General features: G+C 36.6%; 19 protein-coding genes. 14 read left to right on the top strand and 5 right to left on the bottom strand.

Going from position 1 to position 24,117, the window contains the following annotated elements; translation table 11 throughout:
* The 5 genes from BCR24_RS17025 to BCR24_RS03150 all read left to right on the top strand — a co-directional run.
* A partial coding sequence (locus BCR24_RS17025) for a hypothetical protein (protein ID WP_244884606.1) occupies positions 1-422 on the top strand: 422 nt, incomplete at its 5' end.
* The gene (locus BCR24_RS03135) at positions 419-814 is read left to right on the top strand and encodes a hypothetical protein (protein ID WP_069639114.1); all 396 of its coding nucleotides are present in this window, start codon (positions 419-421) and stop codon (positions 812-814) included. The genes BCR24_RS17025 and BCR24_RS03135, both read left to right, overlap by 4 nt.
* Positions 815-1,083: 269 nt before the next feature.
* Positions 1,084-1,554: a hypothetical protein gene (locus BCR24_RS03140; RefSeq protein WP_069639115.1), complete on the top strand. Its 471-nt coding sequence runs from the start codon at positions 1,084-1,086 to the stop codon at positions 1,552-1,554.
* 56 nt (positions 1,555-1,610) lie between these two features.
* The gene (locus BCR24_RS03145) at positions 1,611-1,847 is read left to right on the top strand and encodes a hypothetical protein (protein WP_069639116.1); all 237 of its coding nucleotides are present in this window, start codon (positions 1,611-1,613) and stop codon (positions 1,845-1,847) included.
* A gap of 34 nt (positions 1,848-1,881) precedes the next feature.
* Positions 1,882-2,331 (top strand): GNAT family N-acetyltransferase, encoded by a 450-nt coding sequence (locus BCR24_RS03150; protein ID WP_069639117.1) that lies wholly within the window; start codon positions 1,882-1,884, stop codon positions 2,329-2,331.
* Between the two features lie 618 nt (positions 2,332-2,949).
* On the opposite strand, the gene BCR24_RS03155 is transcribed toward BCR24_RS03150, so the two are convergent.
* Positions 2,950-3,390 (bottom strand): hypothetical protein, encoded by a 441-nt coding sequence (locus BCR24_RS03155; protein WP_069639118.1) that lies wholly within the window; start codon positions 3,388-3,390, stop codon positions 2,950-2,952.
* A gap of 247 nt (positions 3,391-3,637) precedes the next feature.
* Between BCR24_RS03155 and BCR24_RS03160 the strand changes: the two genes are divergently transcribed.
* The 7 genes from BCR24_RS03160 to BCR24_RS03190 all read left to right on the top strand — a co-directional run bounded on the left by BCR24_RS03160 (position 3,638) and on the right by BCR24_RS03190 (position 11,924).
* Positions 3,638-4,732 (top strand): zinc metalloprotease, encoded by a 1,095-nt coding sequence (locus tag BCR24_RS03160; protein ID WP_069639119.1) that lies wholly within the window; start codon positions 3,638-3,640, stop codon positions 4,730-4,732.
* A gap of 25 nt (positions 4,733-4,757) precedes the next feature.
* Positions 4,758-6,671, top strand: a complete 1,914-nt coding sequence (locus BCR24_RS03165) for an ABC transporter ATP-binding protein/permease (protein WP_069639120.1) — start codon at positions 4,758-4,760, stop codon at positions 6,669-6,671.
* 10 nt (positions 6,672-6,681) lie between these two features.
* Positions 6,682-8,586: an ABC transporter ATP-binding protein/permease gene (locus BCR24_RS03170; RefSeq protein ID WP_069639121.1), complete on the top strand. Its 1,905-nt coding sequence runs from the start codon at positions 6,682-6,684 to the stop codon at positions 8,584-8,586.
* A gap of 20 nt (positions 8,587-8,606) precedes the next feature.
* Complete coding sequence (locus tag BCR24_RS03175; protein WP_069639122.1) at positions 8,607-8,936, top strand: LytTR family DNA-binding domain-containing protein; 330 nt, start codon at positions 8,607-8,609, stop codon at positions 8,934-8,936.
* 232 nt (positions 8,937-9,168) lie between these two features.
* Positions 9,169-9,759, top strand: coding sequence for an accessory gene regulator AgrB (locus BCR24_RS03180; RefSeq protein ID WP_069639123.1), 591 nt, complete (start codon positions 9,169-9,171; stop codon positions 9,757-9,759).
* A 117-nt stretch (positions 9,760-9,876) separates the two neighbouring features.
* Positions 9,877-11,178: a sensor histidine kinase gene (locus BCR24_RS03185; protein WP_069639124.1), complete on the top strand. Its 1,302-nt coding sequence runs from the start codon at positions 9,877-9,879 to the stop codon at positions 11,176-11,178.
* Complete coding sequence (locus tag BCR24_RS03190; RefSeq protein ID WP_069639125.1) at positions 11,175-11,924, top strand: LytR/AlgR family response regulator transcription factor; 750 nt, start codon at positions 11,175-11,177, stop codon at positions 11,922-11,924. Before BCR24_RS03185 ends, BCR24_RS03190 begins: the two co-directional genes overlap by 4 nt.
* Before the next feature lie 1,825 nt (positions 11,925-13,749).
* Here the strand turns inward: BCR24_RS03190 and BCR24_RS03200 are convergent.
* The gene (locus tag BCR24_RS03200; RefSeq protein ID WP_069639127.1) at positions 13,750-14,397 is read right to left on the bottom strand and encodes a FusB/FusC family EF-G-binding protein; all 648 of its coding nucleotides are present in this window, start codon (positions 14,395-14,397) and stop codon (positions 13,750-13,752) included.
* Between the two features lie 311 nt (positions 14,398-14,708).
* Between BCR24_RS03200 and glmU the strand changes: the two genes are divergently transcribed.
* Positions 14,709-16,091 carry a bifunctional UDP-N-acetylglucosamine diphosphorylase/glucosamine-1-phosphate N-acetyltransferase GlmU gene (gene glmU / locus BCR24_RS03205; RefSeq protein ID WP_069639128.1) on the top strand — a complete coding sequence of 461 codons (1,383 nt, stop codon included), beginning with the start codon at positions 14,709-14,711 and terminating at the stop codon, positions 16,089-16,091.
* Positions 16,092-16,132: 41 nt separating this feature from the next.
* Here glmU and BCR24_RS03210 read toward each other — a convergent pair whose 3' ends face one another.
* A complete protein-coding gene (locus BCR24_RS03210) occupies positions 16,133-19,918 on the bottom strand; it encodes a 5'-nucleotidase C-terminal domain-containing protein (protein ID WP_069639129.1) in 3,786 nt (1,261 codons plus the stop codon).
* 371 nt (positions 19,919-20,289) lie between these two features.
* Between BCR24_RS03210 and BCR24_RS03215 the strand changes: the two genes are divergently transcribed.
* On the top strand, positions 20,290-21,261 hold the full coding sequence (locus BCR24_RS03215) for a ribose-phosphate diphosphokinase (protein WP_069639130.1): 972 nt from the start codon (positions 20,290-20,292) through the stop codon (positions 21,259-21,261).
* Between the two features lie 76 nt (positions 21,262-21,337).
* Here BCR24_RS03215 and celB read toward each other — a convergent pair whose 3' ends face one another.
* Complete coding sequence (gene celB / locus BCR24_RS03220) at positions 21,338-22,684, bottom strand: PTS cellobiose transporter subunit IIC (protein ID WP_069639131.1); 1,347 nt, start codon at positions 22,682-22,684, stop codon at positions 21,338-21,340.
* A gap of 15 nt (positions 22,685-22,699) precedes the next feature.
* The gene (locus BCR24_RS03225; protein WP_069639132.1) at positions 22,700-24,091 is read right to left on the bottom strand and encodes a glycoside hydrolase family 1 protein; all 1,392 of its coding nucleotides are present in this window, start codon (positions 24,089-24,091) and stop codon (positions 22,700-22,702) included.
* Positions 24,092-24,117: the final 26 nt, after the last annotated feature.

Below are 24,117 nucleotides of genomic sequence, written 5' to 3' on the forward strand. Positions count from 1 at the left end.
TTTCAGGTGGTGCAGGAGTAGTTGCTGTTCCTGCAATTAATGCAAGTGGATTAGCAATATCTGGTCATGGAACTGGTGTGTTTACAAGTGCTTGGGGGAACCTTGGGGACGGTTATAGTTATGACTCTGGGAAGTCTGTTAATAACATGGATGAATTTTTTGTTACAGACTTTGGATTTGATTTTAAGACGAATACCTCAAAAACTAAAAAACGTGTGGATGGACAGAATGTTTATAAAGTTGGAAATAAAAATCTAAAAGAATATGGATTGAAAAATGGAGATCAAATTTATCTAGATGGGTTACATAAAGATCATTTGGAAGTATTTAATAGCAATGGAAGATTCCAAAAAGTATTGAACCTAGATGGATCAATAAATGTTGAAAAAACAGCAAAAGGGATGGGGAGAGTTTTAAAATGACGATAAGCTCGCAAGTTTTTCTTGATTTATTAAAACTGTATGAACAAGTAAATGAAAAAAATGGTAATAAGATTGATTTAACAGCATTTAAAATAGATAATGATGTTGCAGAAGGAGAAAAGAGCATTGTCTATGATTTAAAAGAAGATGTGATAGATGACATTATTGATGAACTAAAAAATATGAAAGAAATTATGACAGAGTTGAATAGTATAGATGTGACTAAGAGCATGGAAGAGCTTAATTATATGTACAAATTTAAACTAAATATGGTTAAGTTAATTGGTATCTATTCGAGTCTCAGTAGTGATTTTGATGACTTATATGAGTTTCACAGTAAATTTCTTCAAAGTTTTCCAGAAGGACCAAAAAATGATTCTGAGCTTCTCTAAATAAATAACAGCAGATAAAAGAGTTACAAGATATTATGTAAAATTTTATAAGAGTTCACCTATCCCGAAAATATGGTTTTAGGCTAAGGAATGAACCATATATTTTATAACAAATTAGTAAGTAGTCAAAAGTGATTTTGCACAGCTGCAGTGAGATTACTTTTTCAATTTATATATATATGTGATTGATTATTGTATACAATAGCATTTTGAATTAGGTAGCTTAATCAGATGTTGCTTAAAAACAATAGGAAAGAGGGTGATAGATCATGATGAACAAGCTAAAAAACAAGTGGTGGTTATTTACTATTTTATCTGGTATTTGTTTATACTTAAATCCTTATTTTGGATTGTTTTCTATTGTTACAGTACTTATTCTATTTTTTGATATCATTTATTGTATCCTTATTAAAGGTCACTTTAATATCTTTTCAAAAAGAATAGCAGATAAAACAGAACATAATGATACAATCAAAAAAGTATTTAGCAAAGAAATCCTTTTTTTTAAAATTGGGAAATTGTTTACTACTGTCTTTATGATCTTTGTGATACTTGTAATTTTTATAAATAATATAGAAATACAAAAAATAATGGCTCCATATTATTTTTTATCAATAGAACAAAATTTTGGCATACAAGTAATGTTAATTGTTTTGGCTGTAGCTTCAATAATATTTTCGTTTATTTTATTTTGGATGTATGTAGATCTATATAAACTAAGATTGAATGAATTAGAGTAGTAATGTGTACATTAATAATTAATTCCCAAAAGTATCAATAGAAGGGGGGTAGAAAAATGCGACAAAATCATAAAATGGGTGACTATCTGTATAAAAAAGGGAATATATATAAAATTGTCCCTCATTGGGATGATTTGTTCGCTTATGGTGGTCTCGTCTCATTATTTTTACAAGAATCAACAGGGAAAATGTTTTATAGTCCCTATTTAATAGAAAAAGATGACTTTAGTTACATACCTGCAACAACAGAACAAATAGAAATGTTTGACTTGGTAGAAAAAAATTATCACTGATTCTCAAAAAATGCTGTTAACAGGAGGTAAATTAATGATCGATAAAATCAATAGTATGGACACAGAAATACTAAAATTGCTCACACTTGCAACGTCAGAAAAGAATAGTGAAAAAATATTGGAAGATTACTTAGGACCTTCTAATAAACACTTGTATGTAAAGCGTTGTAATAATGTGGCAGTAGGTTGTATAGGCATTAATATATCCGACGGAAACTCATTAACAATTACTCATATAGCTGTTGGAAAACCTTATCAGAGGAATAGAAATGCTAGTGAAATGATTGATTTTATCAAAAGAGTATATAAACCATCAATGATAATCGCTGAGACAGACAACGAAGCAGTAGGCTTTTATCAAAAATATGGGTTTAAAATAAATAGCCTAGGTGAAAAATATCCTAATGTTGAGCGTTTTCAGTGCTCTCTTATAATAAATCATCATAAGAACGATGTATCAAAAGGACAAACGAAAAAACTGTAGACATCATCCCATTTCAGGACATCGTCTACAGTCTGAGACACCTTCCAAACAATGGAAAGTGTCTTTTTCTTCTTATTCTTAGAAGAAAGCTCCTACAATTGAACCAACTGTATAGCCAACATTATACCAAAAACCTGGTGCAGCTACTTCTTCATATTTTTCGATACGAGATAAAGTCATCATAATTTGCTCCTTTCTATAAAAATTTATTCAAATAATTGCTACTATTTCTTAAAAGAAAGCTCCTACAATTGAACCAATTGTATAGCCTACGTTATACCAAAATCCCGGCGCGGCTACTTCTTCATACTTTTCGATTTGCTTTAAGACCATTGAAAACCCCTCCTTTTTTTAATAAAAATAGTCGTATTAACCTCTAATTCCGTCAACAAGTCCATGACAGAAGTCAATAATATTTGCCACGATCCCTGGAGCTGCGACTGCTTCGTACTTCTCAACTTGAGTTAAAATCATCATTTTAGTTCCTCCTTTTTTTAATCTTTAATGGTTCAAATTAACCTCTGATTCCGTCAACGAGTCCGTGACAGAAATCAATAATATTTGCCACGATCCCTGGAGCTGCTACTGTTTCAAATTTTTCCACTTGCGCTAAAGTCATCATCTTAGTCCCTCCTTTTTATCTACTTGTTGTTGGATAACTTTGACATAATCAACACACTCTCTGATTTCCTGTTTACAAGTCTGCTTCGATTTTGCGGAATCAATAAAAGCCAATGTTCTTATTTTGTACTTGTAACTCAACAGCATGAGCTCTTTTGATAGACTGGAACAGATCACGATAAAGTGTAAAGGCAGATAGTTATCATGGGCTAAAAACTCTTTACTAAACCGCATAAATGTTTCAACAGTTGGAATGTAAATAAAATAGAGGCTTAAAGAATTTTTTACGGGCAAGTGATGAAATGAGCGCTCATTTTTCATGCATACGTATGATGTAGACACATCTTCTTCTGCGACTTCTTTTAGCGCTTTCGTTATATTTGTATATTCAGTTTCATAGATAATTGAATACAAATGTAGTAATTCATTGCTCCCCATGTGACGATCCTCCTTTCAATTTACAACGGATCTTATCAAGTTTGTACGTGTTATCCTTGCTACACCACTAACTATACAGTGCTTCTTCAAATAAATACTTCTCTCCCTTCAAACAGTTCGCTTTTTGTCGCGAACTGTCTTGAATGAACCATTCACGGCGGAAAAATTACCGTTTATGAAACACGATTCTCTTCCTTTAACATATTCGATAAAGTCATAGTATCAATAAAAATTGGAGGACGAAAAAATGAAAATGACTGATTTACAGATAACAGAAAAAGAAGATCATTATGTTGTCCTAAAAGAAGATCAATATTTTCGATTAGGTATTTCAGAAGGAAAAGTTCTAACAGAATTAAAGGAAGGACGTTCACTAGAAGCGATCTCCGAACAATATGGGGTTCCTATCGAGGAAATAGAACGCTTTATTCACTCGTTGGAAGAGCTAGGTGTATTAGGGGAGAAAAAAGTAGAAAAAAAGAATTGGCTCTATTACAGAATCAAGGTATTCAATCCTGATAATCAATTTCAGTGGGTCGTAGACCATTTACTCAAAAATAAGCTCTTTAACCGACTGTTCCTTTTAATCTTGGGTGCTATTTGTCTAGGAGGGATTGTGGAGTGGGGACTGCATTCCCAAATGATTCTCACTAATATTTCTTATGACATAACAGTGAAAAATATTCTGATCCTTTATACAGGAACAATTTTAACAGTGTTCTGTCATGAGCTAGGGCACGGCTTGGTCTGCAAGTATCACGGTGGAAAAGTGAAAGAAATTGGTTTTTTATTTATTTGTGGTTCACCAGCGCTATTTTGTGATGTGAGTGGGGTCAGAGAATTTAATGAAAAAAGAAAAACATTGGCTACATTGTTAGCAGGAGTAATGGTTCAATTTATCATTACAGCGTTATCTGTGATGGTATCTATCCGTATGGGCGGAGCAAATGCGTTGTTAAATACATTCATTTGCTGGAACTTGATCATGATGCTGTCCAATCTTTTGCCTGTGACGAAACTAGATGGCTATTGGATACTCTCGACTCTTTTAAATATTCCCAATCTTTATGACAAGTCGATTAAATTAGCTTTAGGCAAGAAAAAAGATGTTCTGTTTAATAAATATGAAGAAAGTAAAGCTGGACTTATAAAATTTTATGGAATCATGAATCTCGTCATTATGTCGGTAATGATTATTAGTATGATTTTAGGTATTTCAAAAATAAAACTTGAAAGCAATAATGTCTTTTCCACAGGGTTAACTATTTTCCAAGGTATTCTTGGGTTCGCCATGATTTTTTATTTACTAAGAATGATTGTAAAAGTACGGAGAGAGAACTAAATAATAGAAAGAAGTGAAATGTGTAATGATTGAACTTAAGTCCGTTTTCAAAAGCTATAAATTAAAAAAAGAAACGGTTCCAGTATTAAAGGATATCCAACTAACGATAACAAAACCTGGGCTGGTTTACCTAATGGGGGAATCAGGCAGTGGCAAATCTACTCTGCTGAATATTATTGGTGGGTTGGATCAGATCGATCAAGGCAGCTACTGCCTTTTTGGAGCAGATACAGCAACCTTGAGTGAAAAAAAATGGGCTGCGATCCGCCAAAGTAAGATGGGGATTGTATTTCAGCAGTATAACCTGATCGACCACTTATCGATTTTAGAAAATGTTAAATTGAGTTTAATGTTAGGGAAGTCTAATGAAAAGGAACAGAATGCAAAAGCAGAAGCATTATTGAAAAAGGTAGATATGTGGGAAAAAAGGGACTATTTTCCAAATCAATTAAGCGGTGGACAAAAACAACGTGTAGCAATTGCTCGTTCCTTGGCTAATGATCCAGAAATCCTCTTGGCAGATGAACCGACGGGTGCATTGGATTCAGAAAACGCAGATAACATTATGGCCCTCTTCAAAGAAATTTCTGAACAAGGAAAGCTGGTCATCATCGTGACGCATTCACAAGACTATATGGAACTGGCAGATCAAATCATTGAATTGGCGGATGGGAAGATTATCAATGAAACACAGATAGCGACCAATAGCTCAGTCCAATCAGCTAAAAATAAATTAAGGCAAAAAAGATTGTCGCTAGCAGCTGTTGTGAAGCTAGCCTTTCGCAATATCAACAGTAAAAAGAGCCGGACATTCCTAACGGCTATGGGTGCCTCAATTGGAATCATGTCGGTCTTACTGATTTCGTTCTTTAGTCTAGGAATGAACAAGTATATTGAAAATGAATTTAGTATCTATCAAACCAACCAATTGTTAATGGTGAATAAAGCTGGATACGGATTACTCTCAGAGGAAACCAGGGCAGAGCTTGCGAAACAACCGGGAGTGAAAGAAGCAGTAACTGATTATGTTTTTTCAGCGAGTTTGAAAAGTGGAGAAAAGGTCCAAAACATGAGTCTGTATACAGCTTTAGATAAGAAAAATATCTCTTTGTACAATGAAAGTATTTTAGAGAGTGGGCAAATGCCGATCAAAGACACAGAAATAGCTATCCCCGAAGACACAGCAGATCAGTTTTTCGGCAGTGCAGAAAAAGCAATAGGACAAGAAATCGAGCTAGTGACACAATTAATGTCAAAAAGTGAGATGATGCCAACGTCGCAAAGAAAGGTAACCATTTCAGGAGTGACGCGAAAGAAAATCGTAGAACTGCTAAATCTAGCCTATGTTTCCCATTCTTTAGCGGAATCTTTAACGAATGATTTTGACTTAACAGCAAAGCAGTCAACGGGAATGATTTTACTCTTCGATACTGTTGTAGCTAGTGAAAAAGTCAATAAATCACTAAAAAAAGAGGGCTACATCTCCGTTACACCTGAAGAAGATACCGAAACAGGCAAACAGTATATCACCATTCTCTTTGTCTTCTTAGGCTTAGTAGCAGGTATTTCCTTAGTCGTTGCAGCGATCATGATTGCAATTGTGATTTATGTTAGTGTGATCGAACGTAGAAAAGAAATCGGTATTTTAAAATCCATTGGTGCAGCCAGAAGTGATGTGCGACGTTTGTTTGTAACAGAAGGTGCGATGATCAGCTTATTAGGTGGATTTACCGGTGTTCTGTTGAGTTTAGTGATTGGGACAATTGCGAATTACTTACTAAAAAACAAACTAGACTTTGCTACCTCATTACTTGAGTTTAATGGTGGCACAATCATCATCATGCTTGTCTTTAGTGTGCTATTAGGCATGATTGTTTCCTTCATACCTGCTAGAAAAGCAGCAAAAGCATCAATTGTTTCCGTTTTAAATAATCCATAGAGGTGAGAAAATGATTCGTATTGAAAATGTAACGAAAAGTTATCAACTAAAAGATGAAACGATAACCGTTTTAAAAGAACTTTCTTTTGATATCTATTCGGGTTTAACGTATATTTCAGGGAAATCCGGAAGTGGGAAATCCACTTTATTGAATATTATTGGTGGGATCGATCAGGCAAGTAGCGGTCAAATTTACTATGATGATCTAGAAGTCACTGATTATTCAGAAAAGGAATGGGCTGAGTTTAGGAAAAAAAATGTTGGGTTTATTTTTCAATCCTTCAATCTTTTAGACCATTTGACTGCTCTGGAAAATGTAGAAATCAGCTTAATGCTTGCAGGTGTAGAGAAGAAAAAAAGGCGGGCAAAAGCGCAAACTCTTTTAGAAAAAGTTCATATGACAGAGTATAGCCGACACCGACCAGGCGAATTAAGTGGCGGGCAAAAGCAACGGATTGCTATTGCCCGAGCTTTAGCCAATGATCCAAACGTCATTCTTGCAGATGAACCAACAGGGGCTTTAGATAGTAAAAATTCAGATGAAGTAATGGCTGTTTTAAAAGAAATTAGTGAAGAGGCTGGCAAAACAGTGGTCGTCATCACGCATTCAAAAAAATATACCTCACTTGCTGATCAAATCATCTATTTGAAAGACGGCAAAATTGAAGAAATCCAACAGCAAACAACGATAGTTGCTCATTCAAAAGCAGTGGTGAACACTGTTCGTAATTTTTCGTTGTTATCGACCCTTAAATTGGCGTTTAGCAATATGAAAAAAAGGAAAGCAAGAACATTTATTACAGCTTTAGGCGCTTCTGTAGGAATCTTTGGTATTTTGATGATCACGTTTTTAGTAGCAGGTTTAACAAAGCAAATGAATACGATTGCCTCAGACCGAGTGAGTGAAAATACACTTGTTGTTTCCAAAGAAGATAAGCAACTATCGCCTGTTTCAGATAAAAAGAAGTTAGCGAGAGTGGATGATGTGGCTCTTGTTTATGAAACGAACCGTTTCCGTACACAATTAGAGTATGGAGAAAAGCAGCTACAGGCTGAAGCAATCAATATTGCACCAAAAAAATCAACTATTTCTGAGAATTATATTGATTTGGGGGAAGTTCCTTTAAATCCAGGTGAAATCGCTTTGTCAGAAGAGATAGCGAAGCAATTATTCACACAGTCAACAGAAGCTTTAAATAAAAAAGTGACAGTAAAAACGCAGTTGATTACAGCGGATACAACAGCCGTCTATCCTGTAGTAAGTAGTGAATTTACGATCATAGGTATTTTCAAAGATGAAGAACAGCATCAAGCAAGAGTTGAGCTATCCTATAAAAGTGCACAGCAACTGATGCAAAAGGACGAATCCACCAAAAATCTGACGAATTACTTTACCATTGTTCCAAAAAATTTAAACAGTATCGATGGACTAATGAAACAACTAACGAAAATGAACTATTCTTCTGAAGATAATACATTAACATCAATGAAAAATTACTTGAACATTGCCAGAAGTATTTTGGTCGTCCTATCGTCGATTTCATTAGTTGTCTCTACGTTATTGATTTGTGTTGTATTGTATATCAGTGTGACGGAACGAACTAAAGAAATCGGTATTATGAAAGCTTTAGGTGCGACACCTACGAACATTCAGCGTTTATTTCTTGTTGAAGGTGGATTGATTGGATTGGCAGGTGGTGTCTTGGGCTTAGTTTCTGCACTAGGAATTTCTTATGCTTTAAATGCAGTGATCGAACACGCTGTTAAGTCGATCAAGTTTCAGTTCTTTACGTTTGATGTAGCAATTATCGTCGTGTTATTGGCTTTTAGTGTTTTGATTGGTGTATTGGCAGCTTATTTTCCAGCTAGGTCAGCTAGTAAGAAAGTCCCTTTGGAAGCATTGCGTTTTGAATAACACAGAAAGGAGCAGCTTTAATGGTTCAAGGTGTATTAATTGATAATCAGAAAGAAACGATTTTGGTTCCATTCAGTGAACTTCTCTATATTCAGACGACAGAAAATTCGCATAAATTGAAAATCGTTACCTTAAAAAATAGTCACTATATCTATAGCTCATTAGATAAACTAGAAGTAGAATATCCTGCGCTCATTCGTTGTCATCGAACGACCTTAGTCAATCCTAAAGCAATCAAAGGAATCGATAAAAAGAAACGAGCAATCATCTTCTTTGAAAGCCCTCAGGAAACATGTAATATTTCAAGACGTGTCTACCAGAATTTGCGTCTATCTTGGTTAGAATATTAGGAGACTAAATGTTGCAACAGACGAAGGAACAACAAATAACGACTGTTCCTTCGTCTATTTGGCGTAAATTATTGATCATCTTCAAGCTAAAACAATAAGTGAGAAGCTAATTTTTCATTATTTTCTACAAGGCGAAAACATTTTGAGGTGGAAAACGAACCGTTTAGGGTATATAATGACTAAAACATTTCCTTTCTTTTGTATAATTAAATTGTCATAAGGAGGGAAAATTATGTATCATTCGATTTCATTATTTATTCTTAGAAAGAAACTCAATTGTGATCATTTTTTATCAACAGAGGAATTTGCCTATGCAGTATATAATCTAGAAATGTTACTGATTAATCTAGAGAAAGTCATCACTATTTATCTTTTTTCCTATATTTTTCTGACTATTCAAACAACATTGATTGTTCACTTGTCTTATTTTTTGATTCGACTGTTTGCAGGAGGATGGCATGCCCAGTCTTCAAAAGGGTGTACTCTTAGTTCGATTTTTATCTTTATGTTGCTTCCTAATCTTGTACAGTCATTGCAGGTTACGGTGAACACATCGTTGTTTATCATTCTTGCGATGGGGATATGTGCGACTATTTGGACCTATGCGCCTGCTGGGACAGAGAAGCGAACGATAACGGATGCTGTATTACGCAGAAAATTAAAGCAAAAATCATTATTCGTTACATGCCTCCTACTAGTATTTGCTTATGTAACACCCGTAGCCGATTTACGTACGCTAATGCTGTTAGGCATAGGTATTGAAACAATGACGATCCATCCCTGTTTCTATCAACTAATGAAAAGAGGAAATAAAAATGATTAAAAATGTGAAAATCCAAAAATTAATTCGAAAATATTTGCTCAATACTTCCTACGTTTGTCCTTATTTTTTCTATGAACCAACACATCCAAAGCTGAACAAGTCTAAAGAGACGTCGAAATGATTCCGAGTATTACGCTTCTAGTATTACTTTTGATTCAACTTGTAGCACTTATGCTGATTTATCAGCAAATCAGTAAATCAACACTATTCTGGAAGGAAATTGTAGGACTCTTTTTAGTGGCCTTTCTTACGTTGTCCTTTATGAATTATTTTTTCTATTTAATTATTATCCTATACTTCTACGTGATAGGAATACGGCATCATTTAAAGAATAAAAAGCATCTAGCTGCCTTTTACGCCATTTACAGCGTGACAATTTTATCCGTGATTGGAAATATCGTGCAATTACTAATCGACAAGTTTTTTTCGACGAATATTCCGATTACATTATTGTTACAATTGGCACCATTCTTTATGAATACCTTGATGCTTCATCTGTTCAAAACCAATTTTGATTTTCTAGTAGAAAATTATGAACAGATCAATAAAAAAATTCTGGTCAATATTAATGCCTTACTGTTCCTTTTATGCACCATTCAGTTTATTGGTTATTTTTTCGAACTAAGAAGCCAGAATATAGACCGATTGAATGTGATGAAAACCTTTGCTTTTTTTGTGATTATTCTTATTTTGTTGTTTTATTTGAATATGAAAACGCAACTACTCCAAAAAGAACAGCTGGAGAAACTAAAGGAAATGCAACTGAACGATCTAACGGAATATACCGCCCAAATTGAAGCTTTATATGGAGAAATCCGTAGTATTCGCCACGATTATGTGAACATTATTGCTAGCTTGAAAACTGGGATCGAAGAAAATGATATGGCACAGGTGAAAGAAATTTACACGGATGTTTTAAGTGAAGTGAAACAATCATTACAAAACCAAAAATATGATCTGATACAGCTTAGGAAAATCAAAATCCCAGCTGTAAAGGGAATCCTTTCGGCAAAACTGTTGGCAGCCCTTCAAAAAGAGATTGTTGTAAATATAGAAATTTTGAATGAGGTAGAAGAATCCTACTTTAATACATTAGATTTTATTCGGATTCTTTCAATCTTTTTAGATAATGCGATTGAAGCAGCTAGTATTTCAGATCAAAAACAAGTGACGATTTGCTTGATTCAAGAAACAAATAAGCAAGTTATTATTATTAACAATTCCACACGAGACACCGTGATCGACAAGCGAAAGATGTTTACTAAAGGCTATTCCACCAAAGGAGAGCAACGTGGTTTAGGCTTAGCGATCGTAAAAGATATTTTAGGCAATTATCCTAATGCGTCGTTAGAGACAGAGTTTCAAGCAAATCATCTTACGCACACAGTAGTGATTCAGAAGAAAGGAGCAACAGGATGAATGTTTTTATACTAGAGGATGATTTGTTTCAGCAGCAGTACTTAAAACGAATGATCGAGCGAATCGTAAAGCAAAACCTTTGGATGTGTACCAAGCTTATTGCGACATCGAAACCCAAAGAATTACTGGCTGAAATTGCGAATAGTCAAAACGGTGCGAATATTTATTTTTTAGATATTGAAATCAAACGAGAGCAACAGGCAGGACTGGAGCTAGCCAAAGAAATCAGACTGCTGGACCCTTTTGGACAATTGATTTTTGTTTCTACTCATTCTGAATTTCTACCCATTACCTTCAAATATAAATTGACTGCTTTGGATTTTATTGACAAGGGGTTTGATGAAACTGAATTTTCTAAACGTGTCGAAGAATGTCTGGAGATTGCATTTACCAATAAAAAAGAGTTGGTTGCTTCTGATGCATTTGTGTTTAAAAATCAACATTCCGATTTTCAAGTTCCTTTTGCGGATATTTTATTTTTTGAGACAACGGAAATCACCCACAAGATCCGCTTGATCACAAAAAATCGATACACGGAATTTTATGCTAAGCTTCAAGAAATCGAAGCGATGGATTCTCGTTTTTATCGTTGTCATCGCTCGTATGTTCTCAATGTTGGCAACATTCAGTCTGTGGACAGAGTGAATAAGCTGGCCTTTTTTGATGGAGAGGAACAATGTATGATTGCGAGAAATAAAGTGAAAGAATTAGTCCATAAATTAGAAGAAGTTCGGTTGATTCGGTGAAAATAGTCAAATGGATAAAAACAAGCAGCTACTTATCATGTGATAGCAAAAAATGGTTGGTTGTGACAATACGATAAGCAGCAGCTTGAAATCCGCAAGTTCTGGTCGTTTGCGCATTTTTTACTCAATACTTGATTTTCCGCTAAATCAAGTATTAAGGGTACGGCTATCTTAAGAGTAGAACGGGACATTTTATCCTTCAATCGGGTTGAAAATTATTTACTGGTTCTGTGTTCTGTCCTATTTTGTACGCATTGACTCAGCTGCCTTTTTTGATTGAATGACAAATGTCTGGTAGCGATCACTCAGAAGATACCCGATCGTAAGCACCAGTTGGTAGAATGCAAATACGAAAGGAGTCGTATTTGAAAGGAGAGAAAGGTGCTTACGATGTATAAAAAGAGCGAAAAAAGACGGCATTAGCTACCAACTAATACCGTACAAAAGTGCAACAAATACCCACCAACTGCTTCAATCGACACAAGAATTGTAAAAAACACTAGTATTTCTTACAAAAATTGAGTAAAATGAAAGAGTCGATATGAAAATATTGACTTCGGCAACTTATATTATTAGTTTGTGCTGATAATATGAGGCTCTGTATTTGGGTTACCGCCCTTGTACAGAGTGCCTTTTTATTTTGTTTTTCGCTCTAATTACCTGATTTTAAACACAAAAAAATGATATTAGTCAGCTACTAATACCATGAAGCGTTCGTTAAATAACCATTCACTACCAGGATCGAGTACGTAAAAAAGAATGGCAATCCGTTCTTACTTTTAGTACAATAAGGGTAGTCAATAAGAAATTATTGGCGAGGCAACTTGTATTATTAGTTTGTGCTGATAATACAGGGCTCTGTTTTGAAGATTACCGTCTTCTGACAGGGCGTCTTTTTTTATTTTATGTTGTAAATTTATTCTAACTTAAAGGGGTTGGGATAGTCAATAGAATACTTGTGAAAGAATTTGAATTATCAAAAGAGTCCAAAAAAATGGACAAATATGATAAAAGTATGGGATTTTTTAAGATTTATTTGCGTTGTTTGACATTCATTCATGGACGAATGCTTACGTGGCTAAAAATAACTGTCTAAGCTTCTTTTTATGCGCTAAACTGAAACAAAAGTAGTTGAGATGAATAAAAACATGTGGTAAGATTGATTTGTAGATATTATGAAACAAAAAAAGCCTGATTGGCGTCAGACTTCTTTTGCTACTAATTTTGATACGTAACCTAAATAATTAGGCTTGCAAAAACAAGTTGGCATTCCTGATTTAGTATCAAAAAAAGTATTGCATTACATACTTATTTCTTTAACTGACCACAAGATGCCTTCGAAAACTTCTTGTTGGTCTTTTTTTTGCTTTTACATCTGATTTTAGTTCTTTTAGTTTTATGATGTTCTCTGATAATTAATGCAGGAATATCCATAAATAATACCAAAACAAATAAAATCACAGAAATCCATGCTGGAAATCCGCTGATATAGTTAAGCAAAAAAGTACATATAAGTGTACTTTGTTTCATTCTGACCCTCACGTAATTTATTTACCAAAACCAAAGTGAGTTTACAATTATTTTTCATGTATCACACTCCATTTGATAGTATTAGGAGTGCTACTTGTTTTCTAATTATTCAGTTACCTATAACTATATCAAATTTACATAGATATTCGCAATAGATATAGTAATATTTATTGATCTTTGTGTTTTTTTATTCATACTGTTAGCGAGTGAGACAAGATAGATAAAAAGGGTCTTTGCCAACGTTCGTTGATAAAGACTCTTTTTAAGAAGAACAATGATTCAGCTTGTTTATGAACTATTTCATAAACTTCACATTCTGAACGAACGCTTCCAACTCTTCTCTACGCTCGATATTATGGTTACATTTCTCACTATCGTAGCAAATATAATTCCCACGCTTCGTATACATCCCATCACCAGATTCTTTCACCTTAGACAAAAACATCGAAACTTCTGACGTTTCATGACAAATCGGGCAGATGCCTTTTTGCGTCGTAGGAGAAATCGTTCCAGAAACACCAACTAGCTGTCCATCGATGGAAGCGATAATGAATTTTTGCTGTTTCCCACTATCATTCCAGCTATAAAAGGTATAATCACGCAAGTCCATTGTTTCCCACTCTGGGATTTTCAATTTCTTCGTCTTTTTAAAGAGCTTTGTCAGTTGTTGTTTTGAAGGCGGAGCAAACGGAATGACTGCTTCTTTTAACCCTTCCAAATAGTGTTCCAGTCTAGGTTTAGAAGTCGCAGCTTCGAAAAAGTCTTCTAGCAATGGCTGTAACTGATCTTTATCCGCACCAAACTGTTCATTGATTTTCTCAAGAACGATCGCTTGTAGTGTTTTGATTGTATTTTTATCATTTACAGATAAATGGGCTTGCAGTAAAATATTGGCTTGTTTGCGAATAAAATTAAATTGATAGGGTTGTATTTGTTTCATCATAATGGATTTCCTCTCTATCATTCAAGTGATAAAGTACTTTGCGTAAAGGCAATCCTTCAACAACCAAAGCACTTTATTATGTCAAACTTGAATGGGCTTTTGATTGAGATACGTGTGTTTGTTTAAGTATCATATTATCACCCCCTAATTTTCTTTCATTATAACGCAAAGGTCTGAAATTATAAATTGGTATAGCAAAAAAGCAATTGGTTCAGTTGAAAAACCATAAAGAGTAGGCTAAACTAAAACATGCCGCTATTTTAAATTAAACTAAACGATTAAAAATAAAACAAATCTTAGGAGTGAAGCAATTGGAAAACAGATATGTCATCATCCTGGCTGCTGGTAAAGGAACACGCATGAAGTCAAAACTATATAAAGTGCTGCATCCTGTCGCTGGAAAACCAATGGTGGAACACATCATGGATCAAGTAGAAAAGACGAATCCAAGTGAAGTTGTGACGATCGTCGGTCATGGTGCCGAGGCAATCAAAAGCCATTTAGGTGAACGTAGCCAATATGCTTTACAAGCTGAACAATTAGGAACAGGGCATGCGGTGTTGCAAGCAGAAGCACATTTAGCAGGAAAACAAGGCACTACTCTTGTGATTACAGGAGATACACCATTACTAACTGCTGAAACTTTATCGAATCTTTTTGACTATCATCAAGGAAAAAATGCCAGTGCGACGATTTTGACCGCTCACGCAGACGATCCAACTGGATATGGTCGTATCATTCGTGATCATGTAGGGATTGTTGAAAAAATCGTGGAGCAAAAAGATGCTTCTGAGCAAGAGGCGCGTGTGCAGGAAATCAATACTGGAACATTTTGTTTTGATAATGAAGCACTATTCAATGCCTTATCTAAAATTAATACCAACAATGCACAAGGGGAATATTATCTAACGGATATTATTGAGATCCTTAAAAAAGAAGGCAAGACAGTTGCCGCATATCAAATGGCTGACTTTGAAGAAGCGATGGGAATCAATGATCGTGTGGCTTTGGCTGAGGCTAATAAAATTATGCATCGTCGTTTAAACACGATGCATATGAGAAATGGTGTATCATTTGTTGATTCTGATTCAACCTATATTGATGAAGGCGTTGTGATTGGTTCAGATACCGTGATTGAAGCTGGTGTTCATTTAAAAGGGAAGACAGTGATTGGTGAAGATTGTATGATCGGCGCACATTCAGAAATCGTTGATAGTGTCATCGAAGATAATGTAAAAATCACACAATCAGTCGTTGAAGAAAGTATTATTCGCAAAGATGCGGATGTTGGACCCTTTGCTCATATCCGCCCACACGCTGAGATCGGCGAACGTGTTCATGTGGGGAACTTTGTGGAGATCAAAAATGCGACAGTGGCAGAAGATACGAAAGTCGGTCATTTGACTTATGTTGGTGATGCAGACTTGGGTAAAGATATCAATGTTGGCTGTGGTGTGGTTTTCGTTAATTATGATGGGAAAGACAAGCACCGGACAACTATTGGCGATCATGCATTTATTGGTTCAGCAACAAACCTGATTGCTCCTGTGAACGTTGCGGCGAATTCAGTTATTGCAGCAGGATCAACGATTACCGATGATGTAGCAGAATTTGACTTGGCGATTGCTCGTGCTAGGCAAGTGAATAAAGAAGGTTATGGGAAAAACATGCCTTATATGAATAACGAGAAATAAAGAAAAGATGACTGCATTTTTGTTCAGCAGTCATCTTTTTTTTATCCTATTTTCCGTTTCCGGTTATATTCATAGAAACTGTAACTAGAAAGACCAATAATTAGTAACCCTAAACTACCATATGCGACAATCGTTTCACCCATTTTTGGATAATTTGCTGTTTTTCCAACAGGTTTGGCTACTTTTATCTCATCAGGTTTCGTTGGGTCTTTTGGATCTGGATTTGGTACAGGTCCGGGTTTGTTTTGTTTATTGAACTCGGCTTCTGAAATGGAAATGATCCGTTCGCCGGGAAAGGCTTCTTTATATTGTGCAAGATCAATAGTTGTTGCCGCATCATAAAGGCGCAGGGTGGTTCCTTGTTTTAGATGATCGATTAAGACGGTATCTAAAGAAGGGCCTTCTTCTCGTTCGCCGCCTAACATATCGTAGCCATCGCCGCCAGCTGCTAAGAAATCATTCGTTGCCATATGATAGGTTGCCTTTTCATCGATCGGGGCAAATTTTCCAGTTGTGCGGTCCTGCACTTCTATTTGCAGAACTCGTTCGCCGACGAGGGTTTTATCTGTTCCGTTTCCTTCGTCTGCTGGCAGTAAAGAGCCCTTTTTCGTTGAATCGTAGTGTACACGAATTGTACTTGAAACATGGAGGAAACCACCATTTGCACCAAGTTTTGGCTGGTTGGAATCATCTAAAAGGATTGTGCCATTTTCGTCTTTTTGCGCCATTGAGCGAAGAGAAAGTTCAAACATTTCCTTGACTTCAGCACCAGTAACATTGATTTGGGAGATACTATTGCCAAATGGCATAACGGCAATAACATCACCCAAGGTCACTTTACCCGGTTCGATATTTGCTCGAATACCGCCGCCATTTGTGACCGCGAAATCGGTTTGATTATTGAAGCCGTGTTGGCCATATGCGAACATTGCATCGCCAATCAAATTTCCTAGATTGGTTTCTCTCGTGCGTACATTATCGCGTTCGCCATTGAATTGGTAAGGGTTATTTTCAATCACAACTTCTGAGCCCCAGGCTTCAAAATTCGCTCTAGCTTGATCGACTAACGCTTTAACAGCAGGATTTTCTTCTAAATCTGCTAATGATTGTGCGGGAGTTAATGAAGCGGTTTTTTTAGTAAAATCTGCCAAATCAACGTCAACTAAACCGACGTTGTTTAGATAATTTCCGGTTTGTGTGTATATGACATTGCCAAATTTCTTCCCGCCATCAACGGCTGTATGCGAATGACCATCCAAAACTGTAATATTCAAATCAGGAAATTCTTTGCTTAATGCCTCAGCTAAAGTATCACCACGCCATTCATGCGGGGTGGTTTCATCGATGCCTAAATGACCTGTTACGACATAGGCAGTCATTACTTCTCCTGAATTGTTGATTTCATTGATTGCTTTTTTTGTTTCAGTGATTGGATCGGAAAAAGTCACACCTTGTACATTATTTGGATGGGTTTTAGTCGCTGTTTCTGGTGTTGTTACGCCGATGATCGCATATTTTTCGCCACTTTTTTCAACGACTGTAGAGGGTTCAAAAACGAGCTCTCCATCTTTAAATGTATTGTTGGAAAGGATTGGGAAGTTTAATTCATCTTTATAGTCCAATGCAGTTTCCAAGCTAAAATCAAATTCATGATTCCCAACGGCCATTGCATCGTAACCAACTTCATTCATCACTTTGACCATATCTTTACCTTTAGAGAAATTAGAAATCGGCAGTCCTTGAAAGGCATCCCCCACATCGATCAAGAGGTCTGGATTCATCCTATTTTTATAGGTTTTCAAACGTGCCATCCCTAAGACATCTTTGCCATTTCCTTCTAAACGTCCATGTATATCATTAGTATGCATGATTGTGAAGGTTTCTGATTCGGGTTGATATCCTGCATTTTTCACGTCTTCTTTTGTGATAGGCTTAACGTTAGGCGTCCGACCATCGGCAGCAGGTTCGGTCTGTAATGTACCGTCGTTGACTAATCTGACCGCTAAATCTCGCCAGTTTTTGTTAAAATGATAACCGATCACTTCCCAGTTATTTTCGATTTCAACTGTGGGGTCAAGGGTTTGCTTTTCACGAATATAATCAGCAATCAAGCCACGTAATGTTTCAGGATCAGTAGACTTGATTGGTTCCTCTGTGACAATACCTTGTGCTAATAACCCTTCGTAGCGATAATTGTTCATAGCTATCGTATAGTTTGCCGTAAGATCAACTGGTTTCCCGTCGATGGTTGGATTGATTATGCGTTGTCCATGTGGTTTAGAAATATCGATCTTATAAGAAATTCCTGAAAAAATATCATAATTGTATACACGAATTTTTTCGTTAAAGCTGATTGTTAGGTCATCAGGTCCGGGTGTATTGTAGTAATCCGCCTGGTTTTCCATGTATGTCAGTAGGTTTTCGCCAGTAATAGCGACACTGACAAGTGTATTAGGATATTTGTAAATATCAAAAATATTGGAATAAGAAATATCGCCAGCATTTAATTTACTATCTGCTTTAAAGAGGGCAGAAGCGGCTAGTTGAGCGCCTGTTGCTTGTCGTTGCACATTATTGATCAAAGAGATCATCGCAGTGGGACGTAGTTGTGCTTCTGGGATTCCTTTTATTTCTTCAGCTGGTAAAAAATGGCCAGTGGCTGTTCCGATTTTTTCTGAAATGAATTCTCTTGTTTTGTCATGGTATTCTTTCGTTTCAGCTTTTAATGCTTCATCTGCTGGGACCGTTTTGGTGCTTACAATAGCAGCATCACTGTTTTTAACTTGCCACTGGTCCCCATTTTTTTCAATATCAAGATCGATTTTGATCATTTCTGTTCCGGTATCTTTAGGTCCAGCTACTGGAACGAGCCCATTAGGACCTTGGATTTTTTCTGCAAAAGAGCGGTGATCATGACCTAGAATATACGCATCGATGCCTGGAACGTTACTGATGACTTGATCGGCACTCGCAGCAGGATCAGCATTTTGACGGCCAGCATGGATCGACGCAACAATGATATCTGTCTCATCTTTTAATTCAGCAACAGCTTTGGCTGCTTCTTCTTGCAAAGGATTAAAATAAAGGCTGTCTACTTTGGCGCCATCCCATAATGGAATTTGCGGTGTTGTGAGACCGATGATGCCGACAGTCAAATCGGTTTGTCCGTCTCCGTTTAGGTCAATATTTTTTTTCATTGTACCGCCAACAAAGCGATTGTTTGACTCGTTTACATAAGTGTTTGCTGATAAGATCGGAAATTTCGCTTCATTCTCAAGCTTTTTAATTAGATCCAAGCCAAAATTGAATTCATGGTTCCCTAAAACCATTGCATCATAGTTCATATAATTCATGGCTTTGATCATGGGGTTTGGCTGAGCAATCAGAGGTGCTTTATTGTATAGATCATCTGTCAGAATCGTTCCTTGATTCATATCCCCATTATCGATCAAGATGGTTCCATTTGGATTTTCTGAGCGAACACTATTTACAATAGAACTGACTTGAGAAAGACCGACTGGTGTTTGTTTGTCATCTTCGTAAGACCAGTTCCATAGCTGACCGTGAACATCAGAGGTTCCTAAAATCGTCAATTTTTGTGGTAGATCGTCCGTTTCATCTAAAGGTTTTTGAACGACATCTTGTTCATTTTTTACTGTACTTGAAGCAGTGGAACTTTCGGAAGTGCGTGTTGAAGTTTCCTGTGTGTCACTACTCAGAGTGTTTTCAATCGCTAAAGCTGTGGTAGTACTAGTACCTACAAGTAATGTTGAAACCATCAATATCTGTAAACCCAGTTGTACTTTTTTTAAAACTGACTTTTTCACAAAATTCCCCCTCAAAATAATTAATGCTTAACAGGATGAAAGTAAGCGTAGTGCTAGTCTGCGAAGCTAGAAAGTTTTAGTCCAATGACGTAACTAGCTGCAACGAAAGTAATGCGCTTTCATTTTTTCTGCCATCTAAATAGTAATATATATATTGTCTATTGTCATTATAAAATATGCTGATTTTCAAAAAAAAAGAACAAACGCCTCCTCTTTCAACTATTTTTGTTTTTTTACACGAACAGTCACCGACTTTTATTAGAAAATCGTATTAATTTAGAGGAATCCCCCAAAATGACTTGATTTATTTTGAAAAAGTGACTACTATTTATAAGGAAACTATTGTTCAGCAAAAGAAAGTGGAGGTCCTCATGTCAAAACATTATTTTGATCCTAGATTGAAAATCTTTTCTCTTAACTCAAACCGTCCTTTAGCGGAAAAAATCGCAGCAGCTGTCGGTGTAGAATTAGGAAAATCTTCTGTCACGCAATTCAGTGATGGTGAAATTCAAGTAAATATTGAAGAAAGTATTCGTGGTTCTCACGTTTACATCATCCAATCAACAAGCAGTCCTGTTAATGATAATTTGATGGAATTGTTGATCATGATCGATGCCTTAAAACGTGCTAGTGCAAAAACAATCAATGTTGTGATGCCTTATTATGGGTATGCACGCCAAGATCGTAAAGCGCGTGCTCGTGAACCAATCACAGCGAAACTTGTAGCAAATATGCTTGAAAAAGCAGGAGCAACTAGAATGTTGACATTGGATTTACATGCAGTTCAAATTCAAGGATTCTTCGATATCCCAGTGGATCATTTAATGGGTGCGCCATTGATTGCAGATTACTTTATGGAACATGGGATTCAAGGGGATGATGTTGTGGTTGTGTCTCCTGACCATGGTGGTGTGACACGTGCACGTAAACTTGCGGAATACTTGAAAGCACCGATCGCAATCATCGATAAACGCCGTCCGAAAGCAAACGTTGCTGAAGTGATGAATATTATTGGCCACGTAGAAGGTAAAATATGTGTGCTGATCGATGACATGATCGATACAGCTGGAACAATCTCGCTTGCAGCGAACGCCTTACAAGAAGCCGGAGCCAAAGAAGTCTATGCTTCATGTACACATCCAGTTTTATCAGGACCAGCTTTACAACGTATTCAAGACTCTGCAATCAAACGTTTAGTTGTGACGGATTCCATCTATCTTTCTGATGATCGTAAAACGGATAAAATCGATGAAATCAGTGTAGGTGAACTAATTGGAGATGCGATTAAACGTATCCATGAAAATAAACCAGTTAGCCCTTTGTTTGAAACAAAACGCCGTTAAAACAAGTGATAAAAGTTGCCAGACCATGCTGTGTTTTCACATACAGCATGGTCTGGCAACTCTTTTATAAAAAGGATTAATCTTGCTTCACAGCGGCCATCTGTTCACTATACAATTTTCCATCATACATCTTGAAAAATGGATAATAACAAACAATCGAAACCGCTAAATTAATCAACGCAATCAACACTGCGCGGAAATCACCGCCCGTTCCCAGAAATGCCCCGATCCCTACAGGCGAAATCCAAGGAATCCCAGTAATTACTTTATTCACCAACCCAAGAGAAGAAGCAAAATAAGCAATCGTGACATTGATCAAAGGTGTCACAATAAACGGAATAATCAAATAAGGATTATACACGATTGGCGCTCCGAAAATCACTGGTTCATTGATATTAAACAAACCAGGGAGTACAGCGGCTTTACCAAGCACCTTCAATTGATCAGATTTTGCCACAAAAATCATCAATAAAACTAAGCCAAGCGTACTTCCAGCACCGCCGATAAAGATATACATATTGACAAAATCACCAGCAAAAATATTTGATCCCCCGTCAATATTTTCTGTTAATGCTACTAATAAAATTGGATTGATAAAACTATTCTTGATCACTGCAGTCCCATGAACCCCAACAGCCCAAAGCAGGTGGATCAACAGCATGATTACGATGATTCCCAACCAAGAACCGGTCAGATCCTTTACAAATTCAAACGGTTTTGACAGTAATCCATGTAAATCAGTATGGAACACTGCTAAAATCGTATTGATAAATAGCATGACAAAAGCAATAAAAATAGCAGGAATCAACGAAGCAAAGGCTTTACTTACACCATCAGGAACTCCTTCTGGCATGCGAATCGTAATATTTTTTTTCACGCATAAACGATAAATCTGTGTAGCAATCACTGCTGTGATGATGCCAATAAAAATACCCACCCCACTAAAGCGAGTGACCCACCCACCTAATGCAACGCCATTATAAACAATCGCTGTTTCACTTTCAGATTGGATCAACTGCGCACCACCATCAACGATATCCGTTTGGATAATGGTCATCAAAAAGGCAAACAAACCTAAAATAGCACCCACGAAGCTGCTAAGCCCTTCACTTTCTTCTTTCCGATAAATATCGGTCAAATAGTAGGCTGTTGCCAAACAGTAAAAGATCGCGATCGAACCAATCGACATAGTCGTTGCTACACTGTAGATCGGTGCAAATTTCAAAATCGTATGTTCAAAAAAAGGCGCAAGTGGGGGAATGATTTGCGGTAGATTATTGATGATCAGAAAAATCGATCCCACAATCGTAAACGGCACCGTAATAATCCCTGCTTGCATGATTGCCCGAATAAAGCGCAAGTTTGCTACTTTATTCAAAGGCGGCATCAATTTTGTTTCTAAGAATGTAAATACTTTATTCATTTTCTTCTCCTTTCTTTAAGAGGGCAGCTGATTTGTTTTAATCAGCTCTTGATACCAATAAAAACTGTCTTTTCGATATCTAGCAAGATCTTTTTCATCCTGTTCTGTGCGGTCTACGTAAATAAAACCATAACGCTTGCTGATCCCTTCATGGACACTGACTAAATCGATTGCTGACCATGGGCTGTAGCCAATCAAATCAACACCGGCTTCAATTGCCTGTAAGCATTGGTCGATGTGCTGTTTTAAATAGTTGATGCGGTATGTGTCGTGGATTTTGCCATCAGCTGTAAGCTCATCTTTTGCGCCTAAACCATTTTCGGTAATAATGATCGGTAAATGATAACGATCATACAGTGTTTGCAACGTTGTTTTTAAACCATCGGGATCGATCGTCCAGTTGAATTCATTTTTCTTCAAATAAGGATTGGTGAAGCCTTTGTAAAAACCCCATTCCATGATATCTTCACTTTGTTGATCGCTGATTCCGTTTGCCATACCGTCTTTTTTAGTTGGTTTTTCTACAGTGACCGTTGTGTAAAAGTTCATCGCAACAAAATCAGGGAAATGATTTTCCATCAGTTCTTTGTCTTCGGGGGCAATTGTGATTGTCACATTATTGCGGTTCAAATAATCTTTAAAGACAGTATTATAACGGCCAAAACAAGAGAAATCTAGATAAGCCCAGTTGCGGACACTATTAAAATAAAGCGCTGCTTGATTATCTAATGGTTTACTAGTTGCAGGATAAACAAGTGAAATGTTGGGAACAGGTCCGATTTTTCCGCCTTCGATCAGTTCGTGGCAGCGTTTAAACGCATATTTCTCGGCAATCATCAAATGATGGAACTGTTGGTACTTTTCTTGTAGTGGAATCTCCTTACCAAGAATTTTTTTATCTACTAGAAGCATGATGTTCGGTTCGTTGATGGTCAGCCAATGTTTGGCTCGGTCCCCGTAGGCTTCAAAAACAGTTTCTGCATAATGCTTGAAGGCCTCTACAGTGGTGCGAACACTCCAGCCGCCTTCGTCTTCTAAAGCTTGTGGTAAGTCAAAATGATTCAAGGTGATGTAAGGCTGAATCCCATATTTTAATAACTCATCAATTACATCGTTATAGTGTTGTAGCCCCTTTTGATTGATTTCACCTCGTCCATTTGGAAAAATTCTGGTCCAAGCGATCGAAAATCGGAAGACTTTGATCCCCATTTCAGCGAGTAAACGAATATCTTCTTTGTAGTGGTGATAGTGATCGACGGCTACCGTGAAGTCCGCAATGTCATGATTATCTCTTTGGCGTGTGTCTTGAACACTTAAGCCTTTGCCGTCGCTTTGATAAGCGCCTTCAGTTTGATGGGCGGAAATGGATGCGCCCCATAGGAAATGTTTTGGAAATGTATTCGTCATATGATTCTCCAATCTGTTTTTTTATA

This window comes from Enterococcus ureilyticus (assembly GCF_001730315.1).
GTDB lineage: Bacteria > Bacillota > Bacilli > Lactobacillales > Enterococcaceae > Enterococcus_L > Enterococcus_L ureilyticus.

What these genes read in the sequence shown, in the direction of transcription:
- BCR24_RS03215 (WP_069639130.1), top strand. Translation starts at nt 20,290, where the DNA reads ATGTCAAAACATTATTTTGATCCTAGATTGAAAATCTTTTCTCTTAAC.
- BCR24_RS03165 (WP_069639120.1), top strand. Translation starts at nt 4,758, where the DNA reads ATGATTGAACTTAAGTCCGTTTTCAAAAGCTATAAATTAAAAAAAGAA.
- BCR24_RS03140 (WP_069639115.1), top strand. Translation starts at nt 1,084, where the DNA reads ATGATGAACAAGCTAAAAAACAAGTGGTGGTTATTTACTATTTTATCT.
- BCR24_RS03175 (WP_069639122.1), top strand. Translation starts at nt 8,607, where the DNA reads ATGGTTCAAGGTGTATTAATTGATAATCAGAAAGAAACGATTTTGGTT.
- BCR24_RS03170 (WP_069639121.1), top strand. Translation starts at nt 6,682, where the DNA reads ATGATTCGTATTGAAAATGTAACGAAAAGTTATCAACTAAAAGATGAA.
- BCR24_RS03160 (WP_069639119.1), top strand. Translation starts at nt 3,638, where the DNA reads ATGAAAATGACTGATTTACAGATAACAGAAAAAGAAGATCATTATGTT.
- BCR24_RS03200 (WP_069639127.1), bottom strand. Translation starts at nt 14,397, where the DNA reads ATGATGAAACAAATACAACCCTATCAATTTAATTTTATTCGCAAACAA.
- BCR24_RS03180 (WP_069639123.1), top strand. Translation starts at nt 9,169, where the DNA reads ATGTATCATTCGATTTCATTATTTATTCTTAGAAAGAAACTCAATTGT.
- BCR24_RS03155 (WP_069639118.1), bottom strand. Translation starts at nt 3,390, where the DNA reads ATGGGGAGCAATGAATTACTACATTTGTATTCAATTATCTATGAAACT.
- celB (WP_069639131.1), bottom strand. Translation starts at nt 22,684, where the DNA reads ATGAATAAAGTATTTACATTCTTAGAAACAAAATTGATGCCGCCTTTG.
- BCR24_RS03150 (WP_069639117.1), top strand. Translation starts at nt 1,882, where the DNA reads ATGATCGATAAAATCAATAGTATGGACACAGAAATACTAAAATTGCTC.
- BCR24_RS03190 (WP_069639125.1), top strand. Translation starts at nt 11,175, where the DNA reads ATGAATGTTTTTATACTAGAGGATGATTTGTTTCAGCAGCAGTACTTA.
- BCR24_RS03185 (WP_069639124.1), top strand. Translation starts at nt 9,877, where the DNA reads ATGATTCCGAGTATTACGCTTCTAGTATTACTTTTGATTCAACTTGTA.
- BCR24_RS03135 (WP_069639114.1), top strand. Translation starts at nt 419, where the DNA reads ATGACGATAAGCTCGCAAGTTTTTCTTGATTTATTAAAACTGTATGAA.
- BCR24_RS03225 (WP_069639132.1), bottom strand. Translation starts at nt 24,091, where the DNA reads ATGACGAATACATTTCCAAAACATTTCCTATGGGGCGCATCCATTTCC.
- BCR24_RS03145 (WP_069639116.1), top strand. Translation starts at nt 1,611, where the DNA reads ATGCGACAAAATCATAAAATGGGTGACTATCTGTATAAAAAAGGGAAT.